This window comes from Pleionea litopenaei, assembly GCF_031198435.1.
In the GTDB taxonomy this organism is placed as follows: domain Bacteria; phylum Pseudomonadota; class Gammaproteobacteria; order Enterobacterales; family Kangiellaceae; genus Pleionea; species Pleionea litopenaei.
Genome location: NZ_CP133548.1, coordinates 4,205,552 through 4,218,933, shown reverse-complemented (window position 1 = coordinate 4,218,933; position 13,382 = coordinate 4,205,552). Strand labels below are relative to the sequence as shown.

The following is a 13,382-nucleotide window of genomic DNA, read 5'->3' as shown; positions in this document are numbered from 1 at the left end:
AGACTACTCCAATAAGTCATCTTCAATCTTAGTGGACTTCTGTACTTGTCTGAGCTTTTCTAGATGTTGCTTAAGGTGCTCGGGAAGTTCAGCATCGCCGTCAACGATTTTAGGCGTCACCAAAATAACCAATTCAGTACGGTTTTCTTGAAAGCTGCGCGATTTAAACAGCTCGCCTAAAATTGGAATATCGCCAAGGAAAGGTAAGCTTTCAATTGACTTACTGTCTGACGACTGCAATAAACCGCTAATCACCATGGTTTCACCATTTTTAAGATTGATCACCGACTCGGTATTACGAGTTAAAATACCAGGCACGCCATTCACTTGAGTCGCGAAATCTATGGTACTCATTTCAGCTCTAACGCGAGAGATAATATTGCCGTCAGCATCTGATAAAGGCGTAATTTCAAGCTGGATGCCATAGTCTTGCATTTGCACAACCGGTTGACCAAACTCATTCAATACTGCTATTGGGTATTGTCCACCCGATTGAAAAGTTGCCGACTCTCCACTGCGCGTACTCAACGATGGTTCAGCAAGAACACGAGCAACACCATCATCTTGCAGTAAGCGAACAACAGAAGTAATACCCGTTTGTAGACCCGAATAAGAAAAACTAGACTTATCATCCAGAGAAATAGTTGGATTACTCGGATCAAACAATTCAATAAATGGATTGTTTTCGTTCATAAACACATATCGGCCGTTCGGATTAATGTTTTGCACATAGCTAACCGAAGGACCGGCAATTGAGTTATCCCAATCCAGACCTAGATCTCTTGAAAAGCTCTTGTTTAACTCAAGCACTTGTACTTCCATGCGAATCATATCACGCAATACAACATCTTCCGGCGTTACTAAAGAAATAACCCCAGGAAACTGCGCCACGATGCCTTGCAATAAATCGAAACGCTCTGGCTGAACCTTACCATCTACGACTACAATACCGTTTACAGAACGGACCGTAATACTTTTAAATCCAGAAAGAATGGAGCGAATTGATTGAATATTCTTACTGATATTTTCTTGAGTGATGTTTACTCGATAGCTAAGTTTACGCTCGCCTTTTTTCCAGATGTGTAAGTCGGTCTCGCCGGGCGCTCTTGGAACCAGCAGCAACTCTCCATTTTCAAGAATGCTGGTAGCCAGAATGTCATCACGACCTACTGCAACCCGAATCACTTCTCCGACTTGAATGGATTTAACTGAGCCAACATATAAATTTAGCGAACGATTACTTTTAGCATGAATATTAGTAGCTACCAGCACAACGCTCAAACAGAAAAAAATTACCCTTAACATACTACTTCCTTGTTCTTAACGAGAATTAACTTCGGCAGAAGCGTTCTTCTTAATTTCTTCAACAGCATTCAAATGCACTTTCGACTTATAAGCAGACAAAGTGGTTACGCTTTGTTGAAAAGTTTTAGTGGTAGGCGTTATCACACCATTAGCAGCCTGAGATCCGCCAAAAAATTTGTAAGTTTGGCTCGCTCCGCTACCGGCACCCATTAAGTCTTGTTTCGTGACTAAGTCGGCTTTAAGTAAGTTAATATCTTCTTTATTACGCAGCATAAAAACGATATCACCCACATCACGCGCTAAAATAAGCTTGGCCGCGTCATCAAAAGAAACACCAACAGTAACACTCGAGTAGGACAATGAATCAGCGCCGTTGTTAAAGGTGACAAAATCTTGCTCCTTGGACACCAAAGAAAGTGCATCTACCGCTAGAATGCGAACTTTTTGCAACAGAGGCTTTAGATTTCGTACCATTGCATTGGGATCTAAGCTATTACTTTCATCGTCGGCGACCAACATGATATCAACAAAGTCTCCAGGGAGGATCATGCCGGCTACCGAGTTCAGGTTATCTATCTCTAAAGTTACAGCTCGTTCCCCGCTATCTAACAAGTCAGAAAAGCGTTCGATACCAAGCCCTGCCACATAATGGTTTAATAAGGGCTCGCCGGGCGTCATATAATGGCGAACCACTTGCCCCTCAAATAAGCCAAAATCTTGTGGCGATACTGCAGATCCGGATACAAACTCAGCAGGCACTTCTGCCACAGCCATATTTTGACCACTCAACACATCCCCTGGTTTAACATCAGTCGAGGCAACTACAACCGGAACCATTTCACCTTGCTCATTTTCGATCTGATTACGCAAGTTGGATTCTTTTTGCGACAAGTAAGTGGTGGTTAACCAAAATGCTACCGCTGCAATTGCGATCGCAAACGCTAGAATTCCCCACGACTTTATATTTTGCGTAGCAGCCATTACGATACTCCTTTGCAACTACATTAGATTTTATAACGCTTATTTTTTCTTCTTTGGAACCGGAAGGTTCTCAGGAATATTGGTTAAAGAAGCTGTATAAATATACGCTGCATGCTCCCTTTTTACTGCATCTATAAGCAATTTCCCTACTGATTTACCGTCTTTAATCGGCACCACTAAAATGGCTATAAAGCCGATTAATCCAACGAGATACTCAGTTAAGCCAAATCCAAATTCCTTCTTACTAAAAACTTTCATTATTTCTCCACAATCACGATATTGATATCCGTTGTCATTGCTTCGTTTATGTTGGCGACTAGATTCAACTCATTCGCGCCAAGACTCATCATCAATACACCGGAATTACCATCAGGCTTAATCATCTCATGATCAAGACGCCAACCTTCCCTTTGATAGTGGCTTTTATAAAAAGCAATATTATTCTTAACCGTAGAATTATTATTAATCCACAAGGTTCTAGAATTTTTATTTAAGTCCTGAGCCTTAATGTCGTTAATAACTGTGGAACGAGATGGCAAAGGAAAATCTTTTCCCAGCTCGACTTGCTTATTCATAAATTGCGGCATATTGGAGACGGTTATGAAGCCATGGTTAACTCGATTAAAGTCATCATAATTAACCTGAACAGAAAATAGCTTATCATCGTCTAACCAAGAAACTACTCTCATCGTATCGAGAGCAGAAACCTTTATTTCTCCGACTTCAGATTTATAAAAGCTTTCAATAGCTGAAAAGCTTTCCTTAGTTTGAAATTGCAGAACTCCCATATCAATTCCGTTCATATTCATGTGATCTGCCACAACTTGAACCTTAAAGAACTTCGGTACTGGGATTTCGTGAACATTAAAGTCGACAGCTTGAACGCTACTTATGAGTAAAGAAATAAAAAGGTATTTAATCATTAGTTTCATAACATTTCCTTGTTACTTTTTCTTATATTTTTCCAAATGCACTTCTGGCACTGCATCGACTTCGACATGGCCGAACTTAAGACGACTAGAGTGCAACTCTTTCGCAATCGGTAGGATTGCGAGAACATCGCGAATTTTATTTAAAAATCCAATATCCAAAAACTCCATTGGCACAGTGCTCGACACCATCAATTCAGCATGTTTAGGGCCGGCCGCATTCCAACCATCGGTAAAAATGGTATAGGACTTATTCACTACCATATCTTTCTTAATATAGTCTTTGAAAAACTCCGGCTTTTTTAATGTCATGCCAACTGTTGCTGTGCGAACGCCTTTAGTGTTTAAATCGAAATCGCTGAATTTACCTAGCGTATCCATCATTGGCTTTAATACTTTATTGGCATAGCCATAGGCTTTCTTTTCACCGCCTCCAGAAGTTACAAATTGATCTTTTTCAATTTTGTAAGTTGTCGACTTTTTGTGATCTGATTGCATCCATAATGATTCGAGCATCGGATCAGGTGAGTTCTTAGTCGTCTTAACATCTTGAGCCTTATAAATCGGTGTATTCTTATCCGAAAACACACGATTCTGAATCTCGATACCGATTTGACCAGAAGATTTTACCGTATTGATATTTTGCCCCGTTTTTTTTGCTGCTTCTTTCAATGACTTGGACATATTCTCGTACCAAACGGTACGCTCCCAACCGGCATAGCGGGTTGCCATTTCGTGCCGATGCTTGGTTTCCGTGTACTTGGTTAACAAAATGAGTCCAATTGCCATTGGCACTAATACAAATCCAGCAACGACTAAAAACTCAGTTAAAACGCTTCCTTTTGGCGTTGCTTTGAGTTGATTTTTAATCATACTATTCTCCACTAGTCGCTCGATATCATTTCAAAGTTATCAAGAAGTTCGAAGTCTAATGACATACATCCGCTCAATGTATGTTGAATCATTTCTGATTCGCTTTTTGAGAACTCGAATGCTGCTTCTGCTGCTTTCGTGTAAATATCTAAATATTCTTCATCATCAGAGTAAACACCACTTTCTGGATAGTGTTTATAATATACCTGCTCTAATGCTAGAGTTATTGAATATTTTTTATCCTTATTTGCTCGCTTTGCTTTTTCTACCCAATCAACAAAATAAGGCAGGGATAGCGCAACGAGTCGACATTGCTCAAACGCAACCACATTTTTTTGTTGCTTTGAGCGCTCGCTATAACCATCATACTTGACGACTTCACCATAAGGGTTTTTCATGCCTTTCAAATCAGAAAGTTTTAGACCGACAAATGGGTTGGCTGACAAGCTTGGCGCCAAAATGCTAGCAATTAAAAAAATAACAAACGAGGACCTTTTCACAGAAATTTTTCCGCTTCAATTTTCAAACATTTCGCCATGGCCGCTTTAGGAAAAGCCTCTTGATTGTCTTTATATTCATAAGCCAATTCTATTGCTTCCATTGCTGCTTTGAGCGCTCCAATCATTTCTATTTCTTCCTGCGTCACGCCCTCAAAAGTTTTTGAATGATAATCCATTATTTCTTGTTTCGTCTCACCGCGCTTGCTCGCTTTTTCCATGCTCCACATTCGGCCAGCATTTTCCACCACAATTCCACGACAAGTCTCAAAGCGAGTATAGTTTTTGACCAACTCCATATCGCTGCCATTATTATTTTCCATCGCGCTTTGATACGGATTTTCTATTTCATTGATATTATCTAACGTAAGCACATTTACATCGAACGCAAAACTCAACGTTGGGGCAATCAAAAAAGCAACTAATAATCTCATTTAATACTCCTACTTAATTTGAGCCAACCCAATCGCAAGGGCGCGCTCAGTATCTTCAGCTTCAATAAGCCGTGTTTGCCAAAAAGGATTAAATAAATTTCCGTATTCGCGATAGCCATCCTTTCGCGCCCAACCCGTAATATCATTAGGTCGTGAGAAATAAGTTTCTGCTTTTGCTAACCCATAAATAGTATTATTCGCTAAACTTCCTTGTTCTTCTATTTGAACTTGCTTGCTGCGGTTAAACTTGCTGTTGGTTTTATCAATCTGTTCCATTGTTCGAATCTTCGAGCCTGACTTAGTAATAAACGCGACCATATTCGGACCAACGTCTTTTTTCTCTTCACTTTTTAAATAATAAAAACTTCTGATACCGGCAGTCTTTTGCAAGTTATTGTATCCATCATCCCAAGCACCAAGTTTATGTGAAGTCTTATTTTTCCAGGTACTGTTACCCCATACCTTATCCTTTTTTCGCTCTTCACCCATATGTCCATCTACAAAGAAATCAGGCGTAGCATTTCGATTTTTCTTCTTATTGTAATCGTAATAAGTTGAGTAATTTTTGTTACTTAATGCATGAGCCGCGCCCCATCCGAGAGGAATAAGTTCGGTTTTCTTATCTTTCAAACCAATACCAAGAATCTCTATTTTCCAGCGACGCCAAATACTGACGGTATCCATCGCAGTCCATTCCCAACGTAGCTGACCGTAAAATGAACGAGGTGTAAAGTCACTGCCACCACGCTTTTTCGCTTTCACCCCAACCGATAAAAGTCCGGGTACGGATGCTCCAAGCCATCCGGTCCAGTCGTCCGAACGCTTACGAGTAAAGGGATCACGTGACGATGCAATTACTTTAGAAAACTCTTCAAAACGCTTTTTTTCTAACTTCTTTTCTTTACCCCAGGGATTCGCATAGGCCGTATTTGCGCGCCCCACTTCATCTTGCCACGATTTAATCAGATCAGCGGTAACAAACGCTTTCGATAATAAGTATCCAGTATCAACATCCGGATCGTTTGCCTTGGCAACTTTATCAAATGTATCGAAAGCCATTTCCGCCGTGGCTACTTGAAATATGTCCTGAGCAGTGGATAACGCTCCGATCCACTTATCAATTCCGAGAATAACTTTTCCAGCGGCTTTGTCTAAATAATCTCGCGCTTTATTACTCACCTTTTTCAGTGTATTGGTAATATTGTTGATGATTGCCCCAAGCGGTGGCACGAGATAAGAAATCTTAGCAACTAAATCAATGTTAATGATTACTTGATCAGTCATATGGAACCACGAGCTGAGTCCCACCATTTGTCCAACAGAAACTTGATTGGCCACCATACTGCGGTTCATATAGGCCATAAAATTCATATCACGGGACAAAACATTCATTGTACTGTAAGCAACAGCATCAGCATTGTTCTGAATTTTTACACGCTCTGTCGCAACTTGACTATTGTCGTATAAAGAATAGCCGGCTAAGCCAATTGCCAAGATAAATGCTAAAAAGAATACTATTGAATATCCGCTAGAATGTTTCACAAATACGCTCCCCTGATGTCTTAAAACTCGATGATTTATAAGGGAAGGTCATTGCTGACCTTCCCTTCAACAGCGTCATTAAAATTAATAAGACTAGTTGTTGTCTTGACCACCGGTTTTACCACTTGCACGGTCTTTATAAGTGCTTAGACCGTTAGTCTGGTCAGCGATGTTTTGCGCTTCTTTTGCAGAATTTTTCGCATCACCAAGCGCAGTATCAGATTTTGATCCTGACATTTCTTGCGCTAGACCAGCCGCTTGACTAGAGATGGTTTTACCAAACATTGAGAATACGCCAATTGCTGCCACTGCAATTAGTGCAACAATAATGATATATTCCGTCATGCCTTGTCCGAGTGAACGTTTTTTCGCCATTACATTTTTCATGGTTTTCTCCTTTGGTTAGATTTTCAAAAACTAAAGTTTTTCCACTAGCTCGACACGTCGATTCAAGCGCTTGCCATCATCGAGCTTATTCGAAGCTACGGGTACCAAGTTTCCGACGCCCTTTGGTGTCAACCGTGACCGAGCAACACCAAATTCCTTTATCAACTTCTCCGTCACCGCTTTAGCACGTTTAAGTGAGAGCTGTTGATTGTAATCTTCATTTCCATCAGCATCGGTATGCCCGACGACATATAAAGAGAGGTTTGAGTTTTTATTAAGAAACTCAGCAATTGCCGCCAGTGGCTGCAAAGACTCCTTTGTCATTTTATCGCTGTCGTAGTTGAAATTAATTCCGTAAAGTGCAACTTTTCCGTTAGCAGAAATTTGATCTTGCAAATAATCAGCATTCACTTGTACTTGATTATTATCCACGGCACTTTCTTGTATAACTGCCTGATAGACATCAACATAGCTATTCCAATCCGCAAAAGTTATCAGCATTAACGTATTGGCGTACTGGGTTTTGTGGCGCACTACATACACTGGAATATCACCAAGTAGCGTCGGCTGAAATCCTTTAAAGACCTTATTAGACTCGAGAAAACGCTCCATTTGGTCACCACACGCCTTCTTACGACATTGAAAAAGCATTTCAAATTCACCTTGTTTAAAGGCATTTTGGTAACTTTTTTCTACTTCTACTAGCGATACACCGTTTAGCGATTTATAGCGATAAAATTTCGCGCTCCCCTTGGCCGTTAAAACGGTTGGGTTTTCGTCGTCATCGATTTTTCCAATTGGCAGCGCTATTTCTTCATATCCAAAATTAGTGTATCGGGTCAGTGCTGAGCCGGTGAAGCGTGAAATTAATGGGTGATCTTGAGCCCCTTCAACGTCTTTTGATTCATTTTTTCGCGCGCTAGTTTTAGCAGGAATTTCCTGCAAGAACTTCTCATATCCCTTGGCATCAATCGCTACTTTATTAAAGTCTGGCTTATATTCATCGATCACAACTTGATAGAAGTTAACCGGATCTAATGAGTCTGAAACCGCAAACAAAGCAGAAGCTTGTTTACCATTTTGATTGAATTTCGCAACAATATAAGCACTTCTCTCATTTAGCATAGGGCTAAGCTTATTAAGTGCAGAGTAATTCTCAAGGTAATCTTCAACATAGTACCCACAAGCTTTTGGAGCACAGGTAAACTCAATCTCAAAACCTTGTTTTTTGAACGCCGCTAAATAGTTTTTATAAATTTCGAGGGCAGAAGTATTCTCTATAGAATAACGGTTGTAGGTGAATCGCCCCTCTACCGCTCTTGTTGCGACTTGATCATAGTTAGAGTTTTCGAAGGTTGATAAAGGCAAAGTAGCTTCGAAATACTCGAAACGCTTGCGCGTTTCAGTCTCAGCACCTGCAAAGGGCTTTACTAATGGGTGATGAATGTCCTCAGCCTTGGTACTAGGCAATAACAATCCGCAAACAATTGCAAACAAAAAAACTACTTTCATCGTACAACATCCTTTTACTTCTTAATAACTCAAGCGCAATCTCAAAATAAAATATTGCTAGCTCGAATATTCACTATCCATAATGTTCTATGTAATGCATCCAACTGTGAGCGAACTCTGTTGAGAGATCTCTGTCGCATCACCTTTGCTTTTCCACTAAGCAAACATCTCAAACTTGAGACGAAGATTTATAATCTCTATGTGGTCGGATGTTAACGCGACGAGATGAAAATTTTATGTGAATTTTCACATTTATCGTAGATATTTTGTCGCTTTGCAAAACAGCGCGCACTTTTTAAAGTTTTTATCGATTTTTGAGAAGGAAAAATGCGCAGTAATTAAAACGCTTCTCAAAAATAATCGCACGAAAAAATAATTCATACGAAATTATTTATTTGACGATAAACAAATTATCAAGTAATCAGCAAAGACTTTACAAGACCTTTCTGACCTAGTAGCCATAATTAATATTTATATCAAAAGATTAACTTTTATTTAAAACAGCCATTACTATTATAGACTTCATTAGAATAACTCTTTGTTGATTTTCAAACACATTGCCATGGCAACCCTGGGAAATTCTTCTTGATTATCTTTGTACTCATACGCAAGCTTGACTACCTCATACTGAGCTTTTAGCTGACCAACTTCTTCTAATTCTTTTTTAGTTCTATCCTCAAAATCTTTTAGGTGATAATTCATAATTTCTTTCTTTGACTCTCCTCGCTTGCTCGCTTGCTGCATACTCCACAAGCGCCCCAAGCCACCTATAACGGCGCCGCGACATTCACTAAAGTGAACATGATTTAAAACCACCTCATGATCAGAACCATTACTTGCTAACCTAGCTTTCTCGTATGGATTCTCATAGTCAGCAATGTTATCGATAGTCAAATCTTTTAAATCAACTCCAAAAGTTAATGTTGGCATGAGTAAAATGCTTACTAAAACTCTCATACTATGTCTCCTATCTAATTTAACTCGAATCTAATGCACGAGCACTCACAGCACCGTCGATTCATTAATCCTTGTTGACCACAAGAATTCAAAAGATTGTCATCTTCACGATAACATCACGACTTAACCGCACATTGGTAGAATGTTAAGAGCTACAAGTTGCCTCATAGAAAAAGCTCCTTATTCATAACTAGACACTGAGCCATCGCGGCACTCGGAAAATCGTCATGACGATCTTTATATTCAAACGCTATCTCAATAACCTTCATATCAGCCAACGAAGTGCCATCGCTTTCAATATTCTCTAAGCCTAGTTCGACATAAGGCTTAGTATACCTTGCGATAATTTCTTCTTTGCTTTCTCCTCGACTGGTTCGCCCTTGCATATCAATCAACGCACTGTATCGGGAGATCACCATGTTCTGACATGTCTCAAATCGTAGATACTCACGCTCGATATCAATATCTTTACCCTGCGCAACAAAATATTCATCCAGATAAGGGTTTTCAATCTCAGGTAAATTTTCCAAAGTGACCTGCGAAACATCAAACGCCCATGCAGAAGTTGAAACTATCATCAGAAGTAGGTACTTCATAATATTCCTATTTAATTTGCGCTAAGCCTAAAGCAAGTGCACGCTCGGTATCCTCGGCTTCAATTAGCCGAGTCTGCCAAAAAGGATTGAATAAATTGCCATATTCGCGATAGCCATCCTTTCGTCCCCAACCCGCAATATCATTAGGACGCGAAAAGTAGGTCTCCGCTTTCGCCAAGCCATATAGAGTGTTGTTAGCAATACTTCCTTGCTCTTCTATGGTCACTTGTTTGCTGCGATTGAATTTGCTGTTAGTATTATCGACCTGCTCAATTGTGCGAATCCTAGAGCCCGACTTTGTTATAAAAGCCACCATATTCGGTCCAACATCTTTTTTCTCGTCACTCTTGAGATAGTGAAATCCTTGAATCCCTTTTGTTTTTTCCAAGTTATTATACCCATCATCCCAGCTCCTAACTTATGAGAAGTTTTGTTTTTCCAAGTACTATTACCCCAAACGCGATCCTTTTTACGCTCCTTATCAACTCGGCCATCTATAAAGTGATCAGGTGTCGCATTACGATTCTTTTTCTTATTATAATCATAGTAAGTAGAGTAGTTATTCGTGCTAAGTGCGTGAGCAGCCCCCCATCCTAGTGGAATAAGCTCAGTTTTTTTGTCTTTCAATCCAACCCCAAGTATCTCTATCTTCCAGCGTCGCCGAATACTGACGGTATCCATTGAAGTCCACTCCCAACGTAATCGGCCATAAAATGCTCGAGATGTGAAATCGCTGCCGCCACGTTTTTTCGCTCTCACACCAACCGATAAAAGTCCCGGCACTGATGCTCCTAACCAACCGGTCCAATCATCTGATCGCTTGCGGGTGAAGGGGTCGCGAGAGGAGGCGACTACCTTGGAAAACTCTTCAAATTTCTGCTTCTCTAACTTCCGCTCTTTACTCCATGGATTAGCGTATGCTGTGTCAGCTCTTCCTATCTCCTCTTCCCAAGATTTGATTAGATCAGCTGTTACAAATGCTTTAGACAATAGATACCCTGTGTCGACATCAGGATCGTTAGCTTTCGCTACTTTATCAAAGGTTGCTATGGCCATTTCGGCAGTTGCTGCTTGAAATAGATACTGAGCATACGACAAAGCACTAATCCATTTATCAATTCCCATAATCACTTTGCCTGTCGCTTTATCCAGGTAATTACGAGTTTTATTACTAAACTTTTTAAGTGTTCCGGTAATTTTATTGATGATTGCTCCGAGCGGTGGTACTAGATATGAAACCTTTGCAACCAGGTCAATATTGATAACCACCTGATCGGTCATATGAAACCAAGAGCTCAATCCTACCATCTGCCCGATGGAAACTTGATTGGCCACCATACTGCGATTCATGTAGGCCATAAAATTCATATCGCGGGACAAAACATTCATTGTACTGTAAGCAACAGCATCGGCATTATTCTGAATCTTAACGCGCTCAGTGGTCACTTGGCTGTTATCATAAATAGAATTAGTTGTTGTCTTTACCACCAGTTTTACCGCTAGCACGATCTTTATAGGTGCTTAAACCGTTAGTTTGGTTTGCGATGTTTTGCGCTTCTTTAGCTGAGGTTTGAGCATTTTCTATAGCTGTATTTGACTTAGAACCCGACATCTATTGCGCAAGACCAGCCGCTTGACTGGTGATGGTTTTACCAAACATCGAGAATACGCCAATCGCTGCAACTGCAATTAATGCAACAATAATGATATATTCCGTCATGCCTTGTCCGAGTGAACGTTTTTTCGCCATTACATTTTTCATGAGTTTCTCCTTTGGTTAGATAATTCAAAAACTATAGTTTTTCTACCAGCTCGACTCTTCGATTAAGCCGCTTACCATCATTTTGTTTATTAGATGCCACTGGTACTAAGTTTCCGACGCCTTTTGGTGTTAAACGAGAACGCTTAACACCAAACTCCTTGACTAACTTCTCGGTGATCGCAGTCGCACGCTTTAGCGACAATGCCTGATTGTACGCTTCTGTTCCAGAAGCATCGGTATGACCGACCACATACAATGACAAGTTAGTATTTTTTTCTAAGAAATCTGCAATCGCAGAAAGAGGCGCTTGCGATTCTGGCGTAATGGTGTCGCTATCATGCTCGAAGTGAATGCCATACAGCGCGACCTTTCCATTGGCCATAATTTGATCAGCGATGTAATCGGAGTTAATCGCGACTTTTGTGTCATCCAAAATGCTCTCTTTAATCACTGCTTGATAAATCGAGACGTAATCAGACCAGTCATAAAAGGAGACCAACACCAAAGTACTGCCATATTTGCTGCGATGACGAGCCACAAACAAGGGTGTTTCACGCATAATCTCGGTCCGCACACCTTTGAAAACTTGATCGGACTCTAGATAGTGTTCGATATAACGGCCACATTGGCCACGCTCACACTGAAAAATCACTTCAAATTCATCAGAATTAAAAGCTCTCTGATAGCTTTTAACTACTTCAACGAGAGCAACGCCGCGTGCTGTACTATAACGATAGAATTGTGCTTGGCCTTTTACCAAAAGAGTTTGCTCTGGATCTTTTGATTCCACAGGAGCTGTTGGTAATGCCACTTCTTCATAACCAAAAGTTGCATAGTCAATCAATGCAGCACCTAAATAACGGCTGATCAGCGGATGGTCGACTGCACCTTCGATATCTTTTTTGTCACTCTTAAGTACCGGCTGCTCTGTTTTAGCGGCGATTAAATACTGCTCATAAGCAGCTTTATCAAGCGTAACGCGATCAAATTTAGGCTGATACTCTTCTACTACCACTTGGTAGAAATTAACAGGATTCAAGCTGTCTGAAACCGCCATTAATACGGAAACTTTACTGCTTTCTTTGGTTAAGTTTGCAACTATAAAAGATGTTTTGTCATTCAGAATTGGCCGCAGCACTTCTAGCGCTGAGTGGTATTCTAAATAAGTTTCTACATAGCGCCCACACTCACCCGGAGCACAGGTAAACTCGATAGTTAGCCCTTGCTGTTTAAAGCCATTGAGAAAGTTTTTATAGACCTCAAGAGCGGAGGCACCGGGTACCTTGTAGCGAGTAAAATAATGACGTCCTTTAACCAATCGCGATTTAGCTTTTTCAAATTCGTTATCGTCGAAGCGAGTTAAAGGAAAGTTACTTTCAAAGTAGTTAAAGTACTTGCTATTTGACTCTTCAGCGCCTTGATAAGGCTTTACCAACGGATGCTTAAACTCGCCGCCATAAACGGGTGAAAACAAGGTCAAGATTGAGCATAAAACTGACAGAATCATCCTCATTTTTTATATCCTTATACTGCTTTAAAAATCCAAATAAATGCGTTAATAAGTGAGCAACAAAAATGGTTGCGCGACACAAAAAACACCTAAAATA

At 40.4% G+C, this 13,382-nt stretch carries 16 protein-coding genes; all 16 read right to left on the bottom strand.

What is annotated here, in order from left to right:
* Positions 1–3: 3 nt before the first annotated feature.
* On the bottom strand, positions 4–1,305 hold the full coding sequence (locus Q9312_RS18755) for a type II and III secretion system protein family protein (RefSeq protein WP_309202390.1): 1,302 nt from the start codon (positions 1,303–1,305) through the stop codon (positions 4–6).
* A 15-nt stretch (positions 1,306–1,320) separates the two neighbouring features.
* On the bottom strand, positions 1,321–2,286 hold the full coding sequence (gene cpaB / locus Q9312_RS18750; RefSeq protein WP_309202389.1) for a Flp pilus assembly protein CpaB: 966 nt from the start codon (positions 2,284–2,286) through the stop codon (positions 1,321–1,323).
* Positions 2,287–2,325: 39 nt separating this feature from the next.
* Positions 2,326–2,544: a hypothetical protein gene (locus Q9312_RS18745; RefSeq protein WP_309202388.1), complete on the bottom strand. Its 219-nt coding sequence runs from the start codon at positions 2,542–2,544 to the stop codon at positions 2,326–2,328.
* Complete coding sequence (locus tag Q9312_RS18740; protein WP_309202387.1) at positions 2,544–3,218, bottom strand: hypothetical protein; 675 nt, start codon at positions 3,216–3,218, stop codon at positions 2,544–2,546. The genes Q9312_RS18745 and Q9312_RS18740 overlap by 1 nt, the downstream gene beginning before the upstream one ends.
* Positions 3,219–3,230: 12 nt before the next feature.
* Positions 3,231–4,088, bottom strand: coding sequence for a hypothetical protein (locus Q9312_RS18735; RefSeq protein ID WP_309202386.1), 858 nt, complete (start codon positions 4,086–4,088; stop codon positions 3,231–3,233).
* 11 nt (positions 4,089–4,099) lie between these two features.
* A complete protein-coding gene (locus Q9312_RS18730; RefSeq protein WP_309202385.1) occupies positions 4,100–4,588 on the bottom strand; it encodes a hypothetical protein in 489 nt (162 codons plus the stop codon).
* Complete coding sequence (locus tag Q9312_RS18725) at positions 4,585–5,019, bottom strand: hypothetical protein (RefSeq protein WP_309202384.1); 435 nt, start codon at positions 5,017–5,019, stop codon at positions 4,585–4,587. The genes Q9312_RS18730 and Q9312_RS18725 overlap by 4 nt, the downstream gene beginning before the upstream one ends.
* A gap of 9 nt (positions 5,020–5,028) precedes the next feature.
* Positions 5,029–6,561, bottom strand: coding sequence for a hypothetical protein (locus tag Q9312_RS18720; protein WP_309202383.1), 1,533 nt, complete (start codon positions 6,559–6,561; stop codon positions 5,029–5,031).
* A gap of 93 nt (positions 6,562–6,654) precedes the next feature.
* A complete protein-coding gene (locus tag Q9312_RS18715; RefSeq protein WP_309202382.1) occupies positions 6,655–6,948 on the bottom strand; it encodes a Flp family type IVb pilin in 294 nt (97 codons plus the stop codon).
* Between the two features lie 30 nt (positions 6,949–6,978).
* A complete protein-coding gene (locus Q9312_RS18710; RefSeq protein WP_309202381.1) occupies positions 6,979–8,460 on the bottom strand; it encodes an OmpA family protein in 1,482 nt (493 codons plus the stop codon).
* 525 nt (positions 8,461–8,985) lie between these two features.
* Positions 8,986–9,417, bottom strand: a complete 432-nt coding sequence (locus Q9312_RS18705; RefSeq protein ID WP_309202380.1) for a hypothetical protein — start codon at positions 9,415–9,417, stop codon at positions 8,986–8,988.
* Positions 9,418–9,581: 164 nt separating this feature from the next.
* Positions 9,582–10,013: a hypothetical protein gene (locus Q9312_RS18700; protein WP_309202379.1), complete on the bottom strand. Its 432-nt coding sequence runs from the start codon at positions 10,011–10,013 to the stop codon at positions 9,582–9,584.
* A 7-nt stretch (positions 10,014–10,020) separates the two neighbouring features.
* A complete protein-coding gene (locus tag Q9312_RS18695; protein ID WP_309202378.1) occupies positions 10,021–10,329 on the bottom strand; it encodes a hypothetical protein in 309 nt (102 codons plus the stop codon).
* Positions 10,314–11,519, bottom strand: coding sequence for a hypothetical protein (locus Q9312_RS18690; RefSeq protein WP_309202377.1), 1,206 nt, complete (start codon positions 11,517–11,519; stop codon positions 10,314–10,316). The genes Q9312_RS18695 and Q9312_RS18690 overlap by 16 nt, the downstream gene beginning before the upstream one ends.
* Before the next feature lie 106 nt (positions 11,520–11,625).
* Positions 11,626–11,775 (bottom strand): Flp family type IVb pilin, encoded by a 150-nt coding sequence (locus Q9312_RS18685; protein ID WP_309202376.1) that lies wholly within the window; start codon positions 11,773–11,775, stop codon positions 11,626–11,628.
* Positions 11,776–11,806: 31 nt separating this feature from the next.
* A complete protein-coding gene (locus Q9312_RS18680; RefSeq protein WP_309202375.1) occupies positions 11,807–13,288 on the bottom strand; it encodes an OmpA family protein in 1,482 nt (493 codons plus the stop codon).
* Positions 13,289–13,382 lie beyond the last annotated feature (94 nt).